14 protein-coding genes and 1 tRNA gene are annotated in these 15,917 nt (G+C 68.0%); 8 read left to right on the top strand and 7 right to left on the bottom strand.

The window, feature by feature from the left end:
- Window positions 1–12 precede the first annotated feature (12 nt).
- The 3 genes from rlmB (at window position 13) to ACLM5J_RS00670 (ending at window position 3,158) form a co-directional block, all read left to right on the top strand.
- Window positions 13–972 carry a 23S rRNA (guanosine(2251)-2'-O)-methyltransferase RlmB gene (gene rlmB, locus ACLM5J_RS00680; protein ID WP_413654077.1) on the top strand — a complete coding sequence of 320 codons (960 nt, stop codon included), beginning with the start codon at window positions 13–15 and terminating at the stop codon, window positions 970–972.
- A gap of 76 nt (window positions 973–1,048) precedes the next feature.
- Window positions 1,049–1,591 (top strand): imm11 family protein, encoded by a 543-nt coding sequence (locus ACLM5J_RS00675; protein ID WP_413654076.1) that lies wholly within the window; start codon window positions 1,049–1,051, stop codon window positions 1,589–1,591.
- Window positions 1,592–1,634: 43 nt separating this feature from the next.
- Window positions 1,635–3,158: a metallophosphoesterase family protein gene (locus ACLM5J_RS00670; RefSeq protein WP_413654075.1), complete on the top strand. Its 1,524-nt coding sequence runs from the start codon at window positions 1,635–1,637 to the stop codon at window positions 3,156–3,158.
- A 45-nt stretch (window positions 3,159–3,203) separates the two neighbouring features.
- Here ACLM5J_RS00670 and ACLM5J_RS00665 read toward each other — a convergent pair whose 3' ends face one another.
- Window positions 3,204–4,838 carry an ABC transporter substrate-binding protein gene (locus ACLM5J_RS00665; protein ID WP_413654074.1) on the bottom strand — a complete coding sequence of 545 codons (1,635 nt, stop codon included), beginning with the start codon at window positions 4,836–4,838 and terminating at the stop codon, window positions 3,204–3,206.
- 29 nt (window positions 4,839–4,867) lie between these two features.
- A complete protein-coding gene (locus ACLM5J_RS00660; protein WP_413654073.1) occupies window positions 4,868–5,848 on the bottom strand; it encodes a phosphotriesterase in 981 nt (326 codons plus the stop codon).
- Window positions 5,849–6,028: 180 nt separating this feature from the next.
- Here ACLM5J_RS00660 and ACLM5J_RS00655 point away from each other — a divergent pair.
- Window positions 6,029–6,101 (top strand) — tRNA-Thr (locus tag ACLM5J_RS00655).
- A 15-nt stretch (window positions 6,102–6,116) separates the two neighbouring features.
- Here ACLM5J_RS00655 and ACLM5J_RS00650 read toward each other — a convergent pair.
- Window positions 6,117–7,061 carry an alpha/beta fold hydrolase gene (locus ACLM5J_RS00650; RefSeq protein ID WP_413654072.1) on the bottom strand — a complete coding sequence of 315 codons (945 nt, stop codon included), beginning with the start codon at window positions 7,059–7,061 and terminating at the stop codon, window positions 6,117–6,119.
- 19 nt (window positions 7,062–7,080) lie between these two features.
- Entirely contained in the window at window positions 7,081–7,890 is an 810-nt protein-coding gene (locus tag ACLM5J_RS00645; protein WP_413654071.1) for a DUF1206 domain-containing protein, read from the bottom strand.
- Between the two features lie 225 nt (window positions 7,891–8,115).
- Here ACLM5J_RS00645 and ACLM5J_RS00640 point away from each other — a divergent pair, with 225 nt between their 5' ends.
- The 3 genes from ACLM5J_RS00640 to ACLM5J_RS00630 are packed head-to-tail and all read left to right on the top strand — an operon-like array spanning window position 8,116 to window position 10,794.
- Window positions 8,116–8,931 (top strand): aspartate/glutamate racemase family protein, encoded by an 816-nt coding sequence (locus ACLM5J_RS00640; protein WP_413654070.1) that lies wholly within the window; start codon window positions 8,116–8,118, stop codon window positions 8,929–8,931.
- 13 nt (window positions 8,932–8,944) lie between these two features.
- Window positions 8,945–10,102: an acyl-CoA dehydrogenase family protein gene (locus ACLM5J_RS00635; RefSeq protein ID WP_413654069.1), complete on the top strand. Its 1,158-nt coding sequence runs from the start codon at window positions 8,945–8,947 to the stop codon at window positions 10,100–10,102.
- Window positions 10,099–10,794, top strand: a complete 696-nt coding sequence (locus tag ACLM5J_RS00630; protein WP_413654068.1) for an enoyl-CoA hydratase/isomerase family protein — start codon at window positions 10,099–10,101, stop codon at window positions 10,792–10,794. Before ACLM5J_RS00635 ends, ACLM5J_RS00630 begins: the two co-directional genes overlap by 4 nt.
- On the opposite strand, the gene ACLM5J_RS00625 is transcribed toward ACLM5J_RS00630, so the two are convergent.
- From ACLM5J_RS00625 to ACLM5J_RS00615, 3 genes are read right to left on the bottom strand one after another with little or no spacing between them, the layout of a single operon-like run.
- Entirely contained in the window at window positions 10,785–11,975 is a 1,191-nt protein-coding gene (locus ACLM5J_RS00625; RefSeq protein WP_413654067.1) for an MFS transporter, read from the bottom strand. The two genes, ACLM5J_RS00630 and ACLM5J_RS00625, sit on opposite strands and share 10 nt — an antisense overlap.
- On the bottom strand, window positions 11,972–12,883 hold the full coding sequence (locus ACLM5J_RS00620; RefSeq protein WP_413654066.1) for a hypothetical protein: 912 nt from the start codon (window positions 12,881–12,883) through the stop codon (window positions 11,972–11,974). The genes ACLM5J_RS00625 and ACLM5J_RS00620 overlap by 4 nt, the downstream gene beginning before the upstream one ends.
- Window positions 12,883–14,040: an acyl-CoA dehydrogenase family protein gene (locus ACLM5J_RS00615; protein WP_413654065.1), complete on the bottom strand. Its 1,158-nt coding sequence runs from the start codon at window positions 14,038–14,040 to the stop codon at window positions 12,883–12,885. The genes ACLM5J_RS00620 and ACLM5J_RS00615 overlap by 1 nt, the downstream gene beginning before the upstream one ends.
- Before the next feature lie 263 nt (window positions 14,041–14,303).
- Here ACLM5J_RS00615 and ACLM5J_RS00610 point away from each other — a divergent pair, with 263 nt between their 5' ends.
- Window positions 14,304–15,917 carry an ABC transporter substrate-binding protein gene (locus ACLM5J_RS00610; RefSeq protein WP_413654064.1) on the top strand — a complete coding sequence of 538 codons (1,614 nt, stop codon included), beginning with the start codon at window positions 14,304–14,306 and terminating at the stop codon, window positions 15,915–15,917.

Here is a 15,917-nt window from a genome sequence, read left to right as displayed (position 1 = left end):
AAGGAAACGGCTGTGGCCGGTAACTCCCAGCGCAAGGGCGCTATTCGTAAGTCCGGCAAGGGCAACGCGACCGCAGGCTCCGGCGGTCGGGTGCGCCGTGGTCTGGAAGGTCGCGGCCCGACGCCGAAGGCGAAGGACCGCGAGTACCACCAGGCCCACAAGACCGCGAAGCGTGCCGAGCGCGCCGCCGCGAAGCGTCCCCGCAAGACGGCCCGTGGCGGCGACGCCGAGTGGATCGCCGGACGGAACTCGGTGGTCGAGGCGCTGCGCGCCGAGATGCCGCTGACCGCCCTCTACGTCGCCGAGGGCGCCGAGCGTGATGGCCGACTGCGCGAGGCGTTCGAGCTGGCCGCGGCGGCGGGCATCCCGCTGCTGGAGGTCTCCCGCGGGGAGATGGACCGGCTCACCGCGGGCGCGGTGCACCAGGGCCTCGCGGCCCGGATGCCGGCCTACGAGTACGCCCACCCCGACGACCTGCTGGACCGCGCCGACGACCTGGACGGGGCGCCGTTGATCGTGGCGCTCGACTCGGTCACCGACCCGCGCAACCTCGGCGCCATCGTCCGCTCCGCCTCGGGCTTCGGTGCGCACGGCGTGCTGATCCCGGAACGTCGCTCGGCCGGAATGACGGCATCGGCCTGGAAGACCTCGGCCGGTGCCGCCGCGCGGGTCCCGGTCGCGCAGACGGTCAACCTGGTCCGCCAGCTCCGGGCCTATCAGGAGGCCGGCTGCATGGTGATCGGTCTGGACGCCGACGGCGACGTCTCGCTGCCTGCGCTGGATCTGGCCGCCGGCCCGCTCGTGGTCGTGGTCGGTTCCGAGGGCAAGGGCCTGGGGCGCCTGGTCGCGGAGACCTGTGACCAGTTGGTCTCGATCCCGATGGGCAACGACCTGGAGTCGCTGAACGCAGGTGTCGCAGCCTCGATCACGCTCTACTCGATCGCTCAGGCACGCGCCGCAGCGGAGCAGTGACCTGAACACCACCGGGCTCCACATCGTCGGCTATGTCCCGGGGGAGCGTGGCTGCCCGGTGGTGTTGAAAGGTTCCGTGAACAAGGGCTGGGAGTGGGACGCGTTCGATCCGCGGCTGACCGGCCCGGTGCCGTCCGGATACGTCTTGACCACCCGCCACCAGGTGGTGGAATTCGACTATTGGGGCCTGAACGCGCTGGCGTCCCAACGGTTCGTCGACCTCTGCGATGCGTTCGAGTTGAACGTCCAGGCGGTGCCGGTCGAGGTGGTTCAATCGGGCCGGAAGCCGACCACCAAGCCCTACTACTACTACCTGCGCTGGGGAACCTGGGCCTCGGTCGTCGACCTGGAACGTTCCGACCTCACCCTCGAGCGCGACCTCGCCTCCGGTCAGGTGCTGCAGCACCTGTACTTCCCGGACGTCCCGATGCTGGCGACGGTCGCCGAGTTCGTGGTGGACGAGGAGAAGATCCCGTCCGCTGCTGCCTTCCCCTGCCTCGACCTGGGCTACGACCTGGTCTGTAACGACGAGTTCCGCCAAGCGTGTGAGAGCGAAGGCCTGCTCGGCGTGGGATTCGAACCACTGACGGGCTATCGCAAGGCCGACTTCTGGGACTGAGACTGCGACGGGCCGAGTTGGCGGCAGATGATTGGCTTGTCCCATGCAGTTGAACCGCCGTTCGGTCCGTCGTCTCGCCCTCTACGTGGCTGCGTGGTTGGTGACGGCGATCCCGGCTGCGCTGCTGATCTTCTTCAATTCCTCGACGACGATCGCGGTGGCCAGTCACGACACGGCGGTCTCGCCGACAACCGACGGTTGGGTGACCATCCACACCGGTCCGTACCTCCCGGATCTGCGGTACCCGACGGACTCCCGGGTCGGCGTCGATCTGAACCTGGGCAAGACCGAGGCGAAGAGTGCCGAGGAGACCGTCCAGCGCTACGCGTTCATCGCCAGCCAGCCGGACGCGCAGGTCGACCTGGTCCGCGAAGCCGTCCGTGACCTGGCTTGGGACGCAGCGTTGCAGGGCGCTCTGCTGGGCACGATTCCCTTGCTGGTCTGGGGATTGGTGGGGCCTCGCCGTCGTCGGGAGTTGTGGGGCGAGACCACTCCACGGCGGATCCTGGTCGGTGTGGTCGCGGTGGCACTGGTCGGCGGCATGACGACGCTGCTCACCGCGCGCCCCTGGCGACCGGAGGACCGACTGCAGAACGACACCGGCGATTGGGAGACGTTGGCCCAGTACCTTCCCGAGCTCGCGGTGCCGCAGAGCGCTGCCCGGGTCGAGGTGCAGGTGAGTGCCACCACCGCAGAGAGCAAGAAGCTGCTGCTCAGCGCCGTCGACACCTACGACCGGTCGCAGCGGTTCTACACCGCGGCGCTGACGGCCGCCGAGGCCGTCGAGCTGAGGCAGCCGGAGGCGGGTGAGACGGTGGCGGTGATCGTCTCGGACCGACACGACAACATCGGGATGGACCCGGTGATCCGCAAGGTCGCCGACCGAGCCGGTGCCACGGCGATCATCGACGCCGGCGACGACACCTCGACCGGCGAGCCGTGGGAAGCGTTCTCCCTGGACTCGCTGGAACGCGAGTTCCACGACTTCGACCGGTACGCGATCCAGGGCAACCACGATCACGGCACCTTCGTCCAGGGCTACCTGGGCGACCGGGGCTGGAAAACGGCCCAGGAGGACATCTTCGACGGCCCCGGCGGGATGCGGATGATCGCGCGCAACGACCCGCGATCCAGTGGGTTGGGCACCTGGCGCGACGCCCAGGGCAAGACCACCGCCGACGTGGACACCGAGGTCGCCGAGAAGGCGTGTTCAGCAGACGACCGGGTCAACCTGGTGCTGGTCCACGACGACGACATGGCCAAGTCCGCGTTGGATCAGGGCTGCACCGATCTCGTGGTCTCGGGACACGTACACGTCCGGATCGGCCCGGAGAAGGTGGTCGGCAGCAACGGCCAGACCGGCTACGCGTTCACCTCCGGCACCTCGGGCGGTGCGGCCTACGCGATTGCGGTCGGCAGCAAGCTGCGGCGTCCGGCGCAGTTCGCCTTCCTGACCATCCGCGACGGTCGCCCGTCGGGGATCCAGGCGGTCACCCTGGAGACCAACGGGGTCTTCAAGGTGGACGAGTTCACACCCCTGGGCTACGGCGGTTCGGGCGCCCTCTGAGGGAGCGGTGCTGGCATCGGCCCGAGCCCGACGCCAGCACTCGGATCACTTGATCCAGGCGTTGCTCAGCAGGAGCATCGAGTTCGAGGCGCCGGCCACTCCGTGCACATTGGCGGCCCACGCGTTCACGTCGGCGTACGCACCCCAGTTGAGGAAAGGCACCTGGGCGTTGAGCTGTTCCTGGATCCTCGCCATCACGCCGCGGGTCGCGTCGACGTCGGCGGGGTCGAGGAGCTGTTCGATGAGGGCGTCCATCTCCGGCGAGGTGTGCATCCCGTAGGACTGGTTGCCCTCGCTGTGCAAGGTGGCGAACATCTTCGGGTAGGGGTCGGACTCGCGGTAGACCAGACCCCAGGCGGCGACGTCGTAGTCACCGTCGATGGCGACCTTGGTGAACTGGGTGACGACGTTGTCGACGAGGTCGAGCTTCACCGTGAAGCCGACGGCCTCGAGTTGTGCCTTCACCGCAAGGGCGCTGTCGCGCGAGGAGGGCTCGGAGCTCTCCAGGTAGGTGATCCTGCCGTCGTAGCCATCGGCCATCGCCTCGCCGAGCAGCTTCTTGGCGTGCGCCATGTCGAAGGCCGGGCCGTCGACCTCGGAGGTCCAGCGAGTGGCGTCGGGGAAGAGTTCGCTGCTGCCGATGGCGGCCGGTCCGTAGGCCTTGGTCATCATGAACTGCGGGTCGGTGGCGGCCTGCAGCGCTTGGCGGACGCGGACGTCGGCGCCCGGGTGGCCTTCGCGGGCGTTGATCAGCGCGACATTGTTGGCGGCGGTGATGTTGATGTAGTGCCCGCCGCCGAGCTTGAGGATGGCAGCAGCCTGATCGGGGTCGATCACCATGGTGGCGTCGAGGTCACCGGCGCGAAGCGAGTCGACCCGAGCGCCCTGGTCGTTGACGAAGGCGAAGTCGAGTTCGGCGATCGGCGGGGCGCCGTCCCAGTAGTCGGGGTTGCGGGTGAGGAGCAACCGTTCCTGTGGCTTCCAGGTCTTCAACTGGAACGGGCCGGCGCCGATCGGCACGAACTCCTCACCCGACTTCGCTGCCTCCGCGACGATCATTCCGGGGCCCGTGCTCAGGATCGAGGCAAACCCCGGCCACGGGTAGGCGAGGGTGAACTCGACGGTCAGGTCACCGGTCGCCTTGGCTGCCTTGACGTGCCGTTTCCAGAGCGCGGACTCGGGGCCCTGCAGCGTTACGTATCGATCGATGCTGGCCACCACCGCGGCCGCGTCGAGCGTGTCGCCGTTGGTGAAGGTGACGTTGGGGCGCAGGGTCAGCGTCCAGACGTCGGCGGTGGCGTTCGGCTCGAGGTTCTCGGCGAGTTGCGGGACGAACGCCTGCGACGTGGTGTCGTAGCGCATCAGCGAGTCGTAGATGTTGAGCATCTCGGTGCCGCCGGTGGTCGCCGCGGCGATGCTGACGGCGGGGTCGAGGGAACGTGGCTCCGCGTAGGAACCGAACCGGAGCTTGGCGGTCTCGGTGGGCGCGCCGGCGTCCTTGTCGGCGGTGATTCCTTCACGCAGGACCGAGGTGTCAGCGGCCTCCTTCTCGGCGGAGGACTTGGCCTCGGAGCAGCTGACCGTGGTGAAGGCGAGCAGCGTGGTGGCGGCAGCGGCGATCAGCCGGCGCGCGCCGTTCGATCGGGGCAGTAGGGCTGCTCCAGGATGACGGGTGGACAAGCGAACCTCCAGGTTTGAATGGTGAGAGATCAAGCTGCGCTGCGCCGCAGGGCCGCGGCCTCGAAGATCCGCCGGGGGTTGTCGGCGAGGATGCTGCGCAAGGTGTCGGCGTCGACCCCGGCCTCTTGAGCCAGGGGGAGCACGGTGCGGTGGATGAAGGTGAAGTCGACGTCCGGGAACTCCGGGCCGTCGGCGAACTCCTGCCAGTCGAGGGAGAGCCCGACGAACGTGGCCAGGTCGTGGGAGAGCAGCAGTTGGGAGCTGAAGCCGCGGCGGCACAGCTCAGCGAGCGTGGCGATCCGTTCCGCCAGGCCGTTGCTGGCCTTCGGCATGGTGGCGTACCCGAACCGGTCCAGTCCGAGGTAACAGCCGCGCGCCAGTAGGCCCTCCAGGTAGTCGAGGTCGTTCGAGTCGCCGGCGTGCCCGAGGATCAGCTGATCGCTGCTGGCCCCACTGGCCTCGAAGATGTCGCAGATCGTCTGGCCGTCGCCCTCGGACGGGTGGTGGTGGACGAAGACCGGCACGCCCTGCTCGGCGGCGACCCGGCCGATCACGCTGAAGCCCCGCTCCAGGGTCGGCGTCACGCCGTGGTCGGCGCAGGCGGCCTTCATGGCCCCGGCCCGGATCCCGGTGCTGCCGATCCCGTCGGCGCACTCGCTGCTGAGCAGTTCGTAGAGCCCGTCGCTGTTTCCCCAACGCAGGTAGGTCTCCTCGTGGAAGTAGAAGCCGCTGGAGGCGATGAAGTTGACCCCGGACCGCTCGGCCACCTCCCGGATCAGCGCGACGTCGCGGCCGATGCTGGGTGGCGTGCCGTCGAGAACGGTCCGGACGCCGACCTCGCGGGCCCGGCGGAACTGAGCCACGGCCCGGTCCGCGACCTCCTGGTGTCGGTAGTAGCGGTCGCCCAGGTTCATCCGCAGCGCCCAGTCCGCCGAGGAGATGTGTTCGTGCATGAGCGTCTGGCCGAGATCGGTGGAGTCGACGGTGCCGAGGACGGTCGCTACCTGCATGCGGTGCTCCTTGCTCAGTTGCGCAAACGAGGACCGCTCGCGCGACGTAGTGATGCGCGATGACAGTAGGGAGGAGGATCGGACACCCTTCGCGGGTTCCCGTTGGATGAAACCGGGCCGTCGGGTCGCTGCGAAGCGCCGGGGGTCAGCCGCTATTCTTGCGCCGACGACCTCGTCGTTGCCCCCTTAGCTCAGAGGCCAGAGCGTCCGCCTTGTAAGCGGAGGGTCGTCGGTTCGATTCCGACAGGGGGCTCTCTCGCAGCCTGGGTCAGACCCGGGCGAGGAACTCCAGCAGAGCCGCGTTGACGGCGTCCGGTTGTTCCTGCTGGACATGGTGGCCGGCGCCCGGGATCACCCGTTCGGTCAGGTCGGTGAAGAGTTCCGGGTCGGTCTCGGTGAACTTGCGGACCGGATCATGCTCGCCGATCAGCAGCATCGCGGGTCGGTCGATGGGTACGCCGAGCCACGAGGACTCGTAGGCCCAGTCCGCGTCGGCAGCCCGATAGGAGCCGAAACCGCCGGCGAACTCGCGGCCGGGCCCGCCCGAGGCGAAGGCGTCGACGAAGGTGGCGAACTCCGCCTCCGAGAGCCAGGGCCAGGGCAACGGGGGAGCGGGCGGCAGCGCGTCGAGGTACGAGGTCTGCGCAGAGGGGTGGCCGAAGACGGAGAAGTAGTTGCCGTCGCCGGAGAGCGCCCAGAGCAGCCGGGCAAGGAACTCCGGCACCTGCTCGCCCCCGAGGTCACGCTCCGCGACGCCGACCGCCTGGAAGTAGTGGAGGTGCAGGAAGTGGTGGCGTCCCAGCGCGGCCCAGGTCCGGGTCGGCGGTTCGTCCTGCGACAGGTCGGCGAACGGCACCGTACCCACCACGGCGCGGACCCGCTCCGGATGGTGGCGAGCCAGGTTCCAGGCGTACTTGGAGCCGAAGTCCTGGCCGATCAGGACAGCCTGGTCTGCGCCGAGAGCATCGACGACGCCCAGCAGGTCCTGCTCGATCACCTCGGTCGTGTATCCGTCGGCGGGACGCTCCGAACCGCCGTAGCCACGGGTATCAATCGCGACCGCCTGCCATCCCGCCGCTGCCAGCACCGGAAGCTGGTGGCGCCAGCTGAAGCTGGTGCCCGGGAAACCGTGCACCAAGAGGGCGAGCGGTCCGTCGCCGTCGACCTGAGCGTGCAGGTCGATGCCGTTGGTAGGGATCAGCCGGGACTCCATGGTCGAACGCTAGTGGTTCTCAGCGATCGAGGTGTCGGGCTTGTGCGAAACAGAAGACCCCGTAGCAGGCCAGACCGAGCGCGATGATACCGACGAGCACCGGCCCGAAGGGCTGGTCGAGCACCTTACGCAGGGCGACGTCGACGCCGCCGGACTCCTTGGCCCGATGGGAGATCGCGGCGTACCCGAAGAGTCCACCCACGATCAGCAGGGCGACACCCTTGGCACTGTGGCCCAGACGTCCTGCCCACCGGTAGAGGCGACCGGTGTGACCGCTGGTGCCTGTGCCGTCCATCTGCTTGAGGTAGGACTCACGATAGGCCACGACGAAGAGGCCGATGCCGGTAGCGATGATGGCGAGGGCGATCGCGCCGACGATGAGCTGGCCGCCCGGGAGATCCATCAGCTTGGCGGTCAAGGAGTCGGTCCGGTCGCCCTTGCTCCTGGCGCCCGCGGCGATCTTGATCGCGCTGGCGCCGATGACGAGATAGACGACCGCCTTGCCGGCGCTGGCCAACCGCTTCGCGGTGCGCTTGGCATCGTCTTCGTGTCGATGGCCCGCGATCGCCTCCACGCTCTGCCAGGCGACCAGGGCCAGCATGCCGAGCACCACCGCCCAGACCAGGACGGTGCCGAACGGCTTCTCCGCCAACTCCTGGACCGCGCCGGTGGTGGATGCTTTGCCCTTGCGGTCGCCGAAGGCGAGTGAGACGGCGAGCCAGGCGAAGACCAGGTGGACGGCGCCGAAAACCACCAGACCGGTAGCTGCCAGCCGGTCCACCCAGGGACTGGCATGGACCTTCTGAGCCGTCACCGAATCACCGCTCATCGCCCCTCCTCGCGTCGGTCTGTTCACCCTAGTTCCCGGTCCCGACCACCTACAAGGAGCGGTTCGGGAGTGCTGCCTCAACATCCGGAAAGGAGCCTGGGAGGTGAAATGTCTGAGGACGCGGGCCGTGCTCGGGCTAGTTGATAAAGTGCGGTATTGACCCGAAGCAGTCAATACCTCAGACTTTTCGGTGTACGGTTTCATGGACGGTTAAGGAGGGCGCCGGTGCGCCGGATCGCGATGCTCAACCTCGACGGAAAGTCAGGGCCCGTCACCGACCCGGAGATCGACGTCTCGGAGGTTCGCGTCGAGCTGTACCACCTGGCTCACCGCGTGTTGGCGCGGACGCCGTACGACCGGTTGTTGACCGACCTGTTGACGGTCGGCGCGGGCGAGAGGGCGATCGCCGACGGATGCTCGACGATCTTCATCGACTCGTTCGCCGACTACGGTTCGGCGGCCCTCCGGGCGGCCACCGACCTGCCGGTGATCGGCGCCGGCGAAGCCGGCATCGCCCACGCCGCCGAGCACGGCAGCTACTCGATCGTCACGGTCTGGCCCGCGTCGATGGGCTTCCTCTACGACGAGCGACTGGCCTCTTGCGTCGGCGGTACGGCATGCCGTGCCGTGCATCACGTGGGGGACGAGCGTGAGCCCGATCGGGTGGGCACGTCGGCGTCGGCACGTGCCCGGATGGTTCGCGGCGACCGGGAGTACCTCGACCTGTTGGAGGCCGCCTGCCGGGCTGCCGTCGCCGACGACGGCACGGACGCCGTGCTGTTGGGCTGCACCTGCATGTCTCCGGTTGCTGCCGAACTCGACCGACGGTGCGAGTTCCCGGTCCTCGACCCGTCCGCCTTGGGGTGGGCGGACGCCGTTGCAGCCGCTACGGACCAAGGAGAGACGGGGCCCTCGGCCCGTCGAGGCGCACAGACCCGGCGTGCGGGCGAGGTCTCGCAGGTTGTCGAGGCCTGGCTGGCTGCGGTGACCTCCCCGTCCGACGACTGCGATGTTTGTCAGATTGTCCCGAAGAACGTGTGATTGGAGAGGTTCGTTGAACGAGACGGCAGGAACCGAGGAGCTTGAAGCGCTGCGCGACGCCGTGCGTCAGGTATGCACCCGCTACGGCCACGACTACTACCTGGAGACCAGTGCGTCCGCAGGCAATGCTCGTGAGCTCTGGAGCGACCTGGGCGCGCTGGGCGCGCTCGGCGTGGCGATCCCGGAGGAACACGGTGGCGGTGGGCAGGGCATGGAGGCACTTGCCGTGGTCGCCGAGGAGGTGGCTGCCTGCGGCGTTCCGCTGATGCTGATCGCGCTCTCGCCTGCGGTCTGCGCCACCATGCTGCGCGACCATGGCAGTGTTGAACAGCAGGCGGCATGGCTGCCCGGGCTGGCGGATGGCAGCAAGGTGTTGGCCTTCGCGATCACCGAGCCGGACGCGGGATCCAACGCCCACAACATCTCCACGCGGGCATCGTTCGAGGACGGTGAGTGGGTGCTTCGTGGGCAGAAGTACTACGTCTCCCACGTCGACAACGCCGATGCGATGGTGGTGATCGCCCAGGCTGAGGGTGGTCCCGACCAGCTTGCGCCGGGCCCCAAAGCGTTCCTGGTGCCGGTCGACGCCCCGGGCTTGAGTCGCAGCGAGATCGAGGTTGAGATCGTCTCGCCGGAGCGACAGTATTCGCTCTTCTTCGACGACGTCCGAGTCCCGGCGGAGGCGGTTGTCGGCGGCGAGAAGGGTCTGGGCGTGCTGTTCTCAGGTCTCAACCCGGAGCGGATCCTGAGCGCGGCCCTGCTGAACGGGATCGCCCGGTACGCGCTTGACAAGGCTGTCGCCTACGCACGTGAGCGGGTGGTCTGGGATCAGCCCATCGGTGCGCACCAGGCGATCGCCCATCCGCTTGCGCACGCTGCCACGCGGCTGGCGGCGGCCCGGCTGCTGACCCTCGAAGCGGCCCGTGCCACCGACCGCGGCGAGACCGGCGGAGTGGCGGCGGCTATGGCGAAGCTCGAGGCATCGGAGACCGCCTCCTACGCACTGGACGCGGCGATCCAGACCCACGGCGGCAACGGGATGGCGCGCGAGTATGGACTTGCCACCCTGAGTGGCCTGGTCAGGCTCTTCAAGATCGCGCCGGTGAGCTCGGAGATGCTGCTCAACCACATTGCGCACAAGGCGCTCGGTCTTCCGCGCTCGTACCGATGAACGGTCTGGAGATCCGTCGCACCGACCGGGTGGTGACGGTCGAGCTGAACGGCGACCGCCGTAACGCTCTGGGCCGGGCCCGCTATGCCGGCCTGGTCGAGGCGGCGCGCTCGGTCGGCGTCGGAGAGATCCTGCACCTACGGGCGCGCGGCCCGCACTTCTGTGCGGGCCAGGATCTGGCGGAGTTCGCCGAGGACCAGGCTCGCGGCGCCAGCGCCGAAGGCCTTGAACTGGGGGCCGCTGCGATCCTTGCAGTGCTCAGATGCCGGGGCGTGGTGCTGGTCGAGGCCCAGGGAGCCGCCGTCGGCGGTGGCGCCCTCCTGGTGGCGGCGGCGGACGTCGCCGTACTCTCCGACGACGCCTGGCTGGCGTTGCCTGAGCTTCAGCTCGGGCTCGCCCTGGGCGCCAGCGTTGCGGAACGCCTCCTGCCCGCGGCGCTGGTGCGCAGGATGATGCTGCTCGGCGAGCGCGCGCCGGCTACGCAGTTGGCCGCGCTCGGTGTGGCATCGGTGGTCGCGGCTGCCGAGTTGGTGCCCGAAGCGGCTCGTGCGTTGGAGGCGATGGTCGGCCTGGACAGCGCGGTGGTGGCGGAGGCCAGAGCGGCGTGGGGCGGCGGTGAACGCGAGGTCGCCGCGACCCGCTACGAAGCAGAGGTGGCTTCCTGCCTGCGGCGCTTCGGCGTTCAGGCATAGCGCTCCCAAGGCTCGCGCCGGTTGCGGACCGTCACCTGCCACGCCAGCAGAGCGGCGGCCGCTGCCGTGCCGATCAGCACGGTGTCCAAGGGCCACCTTCCGACCAGTGGACCAGCGAGTAGTGCCGAGCCGCCGAGGGTGCTGAAGGCGACAACGAGCCAGGCGGCGTACGTCTCCGCCTGCCGGCCGGGTGGTGCGATCAGGCCGACGATGGTGGCCGCGCCGAGAAGGCTGAGTCCGGCGCCGGCGCCGAGCAGCGCGAGCCCTACCAGCACGACCCACCGTGAGTCGGCCGAGGTCCCGAAGCTGAGCAGTAGCCAGCAGCCGGTGCTGAGGATGGTGCCGACCACGACGGTCAGTTGTGGTCGCAACCGGTGGGCGGCGAGTTGGATCAGGGCGACGGCGACCAGGGGGAGTGCCACGAGTTGGCCGGTCGCTGATTCGGAGGTCCAGCCCAGGGTGCGGGCGAGGTGGGGACCGAAGGCGCCGATCAGGCCGAAGGTGACGTTGGTGGAGATGATCGCGAAAGCGGCGACGGCAAAGGCACTGCGTACCTCTCGGGGGACTCCGATCGGTCGGAGCCCTGCACCCGGGGTGCCTGCCAGGGGGCGGCGGTCGGCGGCGCGGGCGAGGGTCAGCATCGGCACGGCAAGTAGTGCGCCGATGGCCAGATAGGGGGTCGCCAGTGGACGGGGTAGGCCGTCGGCCAGGAGTCCCGCGGCGAACGGTCCCAGGGCCACGCCGAGACTGACCAGGAAGGCGTTGATGAAGGAACCTGCCGAGACGCCGCGGGGGTGCTCCTCCATCAGCGAAGCGGCAGCGGCCGCGGTGATCAGGCCGGCGGCCAGGCCGTGGACCACCCGGCCGACGATCAGCCAGCCGTAGGTCGGTGCGCAGGCCAGCAGCGTCATCGCCGACACCAGGCCGGTGATCCCCACCAACATCGCACGGCGTCGACCGATTCGATCCGAGAGTCCGCCGAAGGCGATCAAGGTGAGGATCACGCCGATCGGATAGCCGGCGAAGATCACGCTGACCTGACTCGGGCTGAGGCCCCAGCGTTCCTGGTAGAGCGGATACAGGGGCGACGGGGCATAGCTGGCCACCATGGTGACCAGGACCAGGGTGCCCGCTCCCCAGACCAGCCGGCGGTTGTGCGTGGGCCGAGGAGCCGCCGTCACGAAGCTGACTGCCGCAGCACGAAGTGCGCGCCGTAACGGCTGGCGAGACCGAGTTGGCGGCGACCGTCGACGACGACGTCTGCCGATACCGTCCCGTGCTTGCCATCGGCCAGAGCGGCTGCGACTACGTCGAGATCAGGCAGGTCGCAGACGGCGACCACGCGCGGGATCGGATCGGGTGCGAGAGTGCCGCCGGGGATGGTCTGCGCGAACTCGAGGCGGGCGTTCGCCGAGGTGGGCCCCCGGAACAGGGCGGCCTCGAACCCTTCGCCGGGGGAGAGGGCCAGCATCTGCTCGACCGCGGGCCCGTCGAAGCGTCCGGTGAAGTACTCGGCGCCGCCAAGCACGGTGGTGGCGAAGTCGCGCGCTCCCGCCAGATCCGCGGTCATGAAGACGGCGGCGACCACTTCGCTGACCTTGGTGTCGGGGTGTTGATCGATCACGCACCGGGTACCGCGGGGGCGGTACTGGACGAAGGCATGAAGCAGTCCTGACTCGTCTTGCCGAAGCATGCGTTCGCGCACCGGGATCGAGGTCCCGGGAAGGTCGTAGTGCACGGGCTCGGTGACGAAGTCCCAACCCTGGTTGACGATCGCGTGCTCCACCGGACCGGGATCGGCGAGGTAGAAGTCGAGTGCGTAAGGGCCGTTCCGATCAGGTCGGCCTGCGGGTGACGCGGCCGGGAGCATCGGTACGTCCAGGATCCTGATCGCGCCGCCGCTGCTTCCGGGCTTGGCCAGCAAGATGGTTCGAACGGGCGCCGCAGGCAGGCCGTACAGGGCGCCGTACAGGGCGTCAGGTGCATCGTCGGTGTCGACCTCCACGAAGCCCATCAGGTCTCGATAGAGGGCCACCAAGGATCGCGGGTCTGACGACGGGAGGGCGAGTTCTGTGATTCCGTCGAACATCAGTAGCTCCGGGGCAGGCCCAGGCTCTCGCCCAGGAGGTTGCGGGTCATCTCGTTGCTGATCGGGCTGAAGAGCTGCAACCGAGCGTCGCGGAAGTACATCTGCATCCGGGACTCCGTGGCCAGCCCCATCGCCCCCAAGGCCCGCATCCCGCGATCGACGATGCGGGCTGTGGTCTCGGAGCTGACCAGCTTCGCCATGGCTGCTTGCGGATGGGTGCTTTGGCCCTGCTCCAGGCGGACCGTGGTCGCTTCGATCAGTGCACGGGCGGCAGCGAGCTCGGCTGCGCTGTCTGCGAGCGGGTGCTGGACGGCCTGGAGGGCGCCGATCGGGCGCCCGAAGGCTTCGCGCTGGCAGGCGTACTCCTGGTGCAGTTCGGCTGCGGCGCGTCCGATCCCGAGGCTGATGGCCGCGGCCATCAGCCGTTCGACGTCCAGCGTCCTGGCCAGTATCCGCATCCCTCGACCGCGTTCGCCGATCAGATGATCGGGTGGCGCGACGGCGTTGTCGAGGGTCACTTCGCAGGTCATCGCGGCGCGCATCCCAGCCAGATGGACCCGGCGTACCTGGACGCCAGGCTGGTCGGTAGGAACCGCGATCAGGCTGAGCCCACGCGAGGTGTGTTCGGCAGTCGCGGGGTCGGTCCGGCAGAGCACGAAGATCAGGTCGGCCTCGCTCGCCAATGAGATCCAGGTCTTCTGGCCACTGATCAGCCAGCCGTCATCGGTCCGGGAGGCGCGGGTGCGCAACGCGAGGAGGTCGGTGCCGACGTCCGGTTCGCTGAGGCCGTAGCTGAAGATCTGGGAGCCCGACGCGGCGTCTGCGAGCCAGGAGGCAGGAGCCTCGAGATCGGGTTCGCTCAGCATCCGGGTGACCATTCCGCTCAGTACGTAGTCGACGGCAAGGCTGGGTAGCACTCGGGCGATCTCCTCGGTCACCGCGATGGCATCGCCTACCGTTCCGCCGCTTCCGCCGCTGTCTTCGGGTGCGGCGATGCCCAGCAGGCCCGACGTCCCCAGCTCTCGCCATAGCTCCCGGTCGAACATGCCCTGCTCGTCGAGCTCCTGTGCGCGGTGCGCAGGAAGGTGGCGGGCAAGCAGGGTGGCCGTCATCTCGCGGAGGTCGGCTCGAGTCTGAGGTTCCTCAGTTGGTCCCATTCCCACCATTTTGAAGCCGTCCTTTTGTAAAAGTCTGGTGAATCAATGTTTCGGCTTGGTTCATCCAAGGTCGTAGCTCGGCTTGGCGTTGGACTCACCCATCGGGTGTCAGATTACGGCGAGATCACGCCAGAAAGCTAGGCTGCGGGAAAAGTGTGCCCCCATCTGACTGGACTACTTGCGCACTGTGAGGGCGCTCACTTAGTGTCTATGTCTGACATATTGGTCGACCGGGCTGGACGGTCGAGAGAGATGGAGTCGAGATGCGTTCGAGAAAAGTACGCGGCATCGCCCTGACGGGAGCTGTCGCGTTGGCGTCGGGAGTGCTGGCCGCATGTGGCGGGGCTTCCGACGGCTCGTCGTCGGAGCGAGACAAGACCCTGGTCATGGCCTGGTCCGCAGTCCCGCCCCAGCTGGACCCCATGGTCTATTCGGGTAACACCATGGTTTACGCCACCGACGCTTTCCTGTCGGGTCTGCTGGAGTACGACTACTCCGCGGCCAGCAAGGACAAGGTGATCGGTACCGACCAGCTCGTCCCCGGGCTCGCTGAGTCGTATGAGGCGAATGAGGACCGCACCGAGTTCACCTTCAAGCTCCGCAAGGGCGTCACCAGCCAGTACGGCAACGAGATGACCGCCGACGACGTGGTGTGGACCTTCGAACGCTTCCTCTCCAACCCGGTCGGCCTGCAGGCCGGTGCGCTGATGACGCCGGCCAACGTCGACATGAAGAACCCGATCGAGAAGATCGACGACTACACGATCAAGTACCACCTGACCGCGCCTTCCGCGATCGGGCTGTCGATCCTGGCCTACCCGATCATGGGCATCCTCGACTCCACCGAGGTGAAGAAGCACGCCACGGCCAAGGACCCCTACGCCGGCGAGTGGATCGCGAAGAACTCGGCAGGCTTCGGCCCCTACCAGTTGGAGAGCCTCTCCCCGGGTGAGGAGATCCGGATGACGCTCAACAAGAACTACTGGGACGACGCGCCCTACTTCGAGAAGATCGTGGTGCGGAACGTCCCGGACGGCGCCAACCGCGCCCAGTTGCTGATGTCCGGTGAGGTCGACCTGATCTCGGAGCCGCCGATCGATCAACTGAAGAAGATCGACGAGAGCAGCGCCAGCGTCGTCAACGTGCAGCCTGACGCCAACCGCCACAACTTCAACCTGTCGATGAAGGACCCGGACCTCAAGAAGCCCGAGGTGCGGCGCGCGATCAACATGGCGATCAACCGCGAGGCGATCGTGGAGTCGGTCTACCAGGGTTACGCGAAGCCTGCGTGGACTCCTGTCCCGAGCAGCATGATGGCCGACCAGGAGCCGATGACCTCCTACGACCCGGCAGAGGCGAAGAAGCTGCTGGCCGAAGCTGGCTACCCCAACGGGTTCGACATGGAGATCGCGATCAGCTCCGAGCGCCCCGGACCTTACGCCGAGAACATCGCGCGGCTGCTCCAGACCGATCTCAAGGAGATCGGGGTCAAGGTGACGATCAAGAACATCCCGTCGCCGGCGGACTTCGAAGAGGCGGTCGCCAAGCAGTCCCTCCAGGCCTACCTCTACACCGATCGGCCTTCGCAGCCGGACCCGGGCTTCTCGATGTTCCTCTACAACTCCTCGAAGTCGGTGCTCAACAAGGTCGGATTCGCCAACCCCGAGTTCGACGCGCTTCTCGGCGAGGTCCTGCAACTCGACCACGGCACTGAGCGCGACGGTCTGGTCAACGAGGCGATGGACATGCTGCGCGAGAACCAGCCGATCTTCTCGCTGGTGGAGATGCCCGACATCACCGGTGAGTCGGCCAAGCTCGAAGGTCGCATCGGCCTGCCTTCGGGTGGCTTCTCGTTCGCAACCATGAAGCGAGGCTGA

It is taken from the genome of Nocardioides sp. Bht2, from assembly GCF_047308515.1.
GTDB lineage: Bacteria > Actinomycetota > Actinomycetes > Propionibacteriales > Nocardioidaceae > Nocardioides.
Note: the sequence above shows the minus strand (reverse complement) of the source record. Positions and strands in the feature narration are given on the sequence as shown.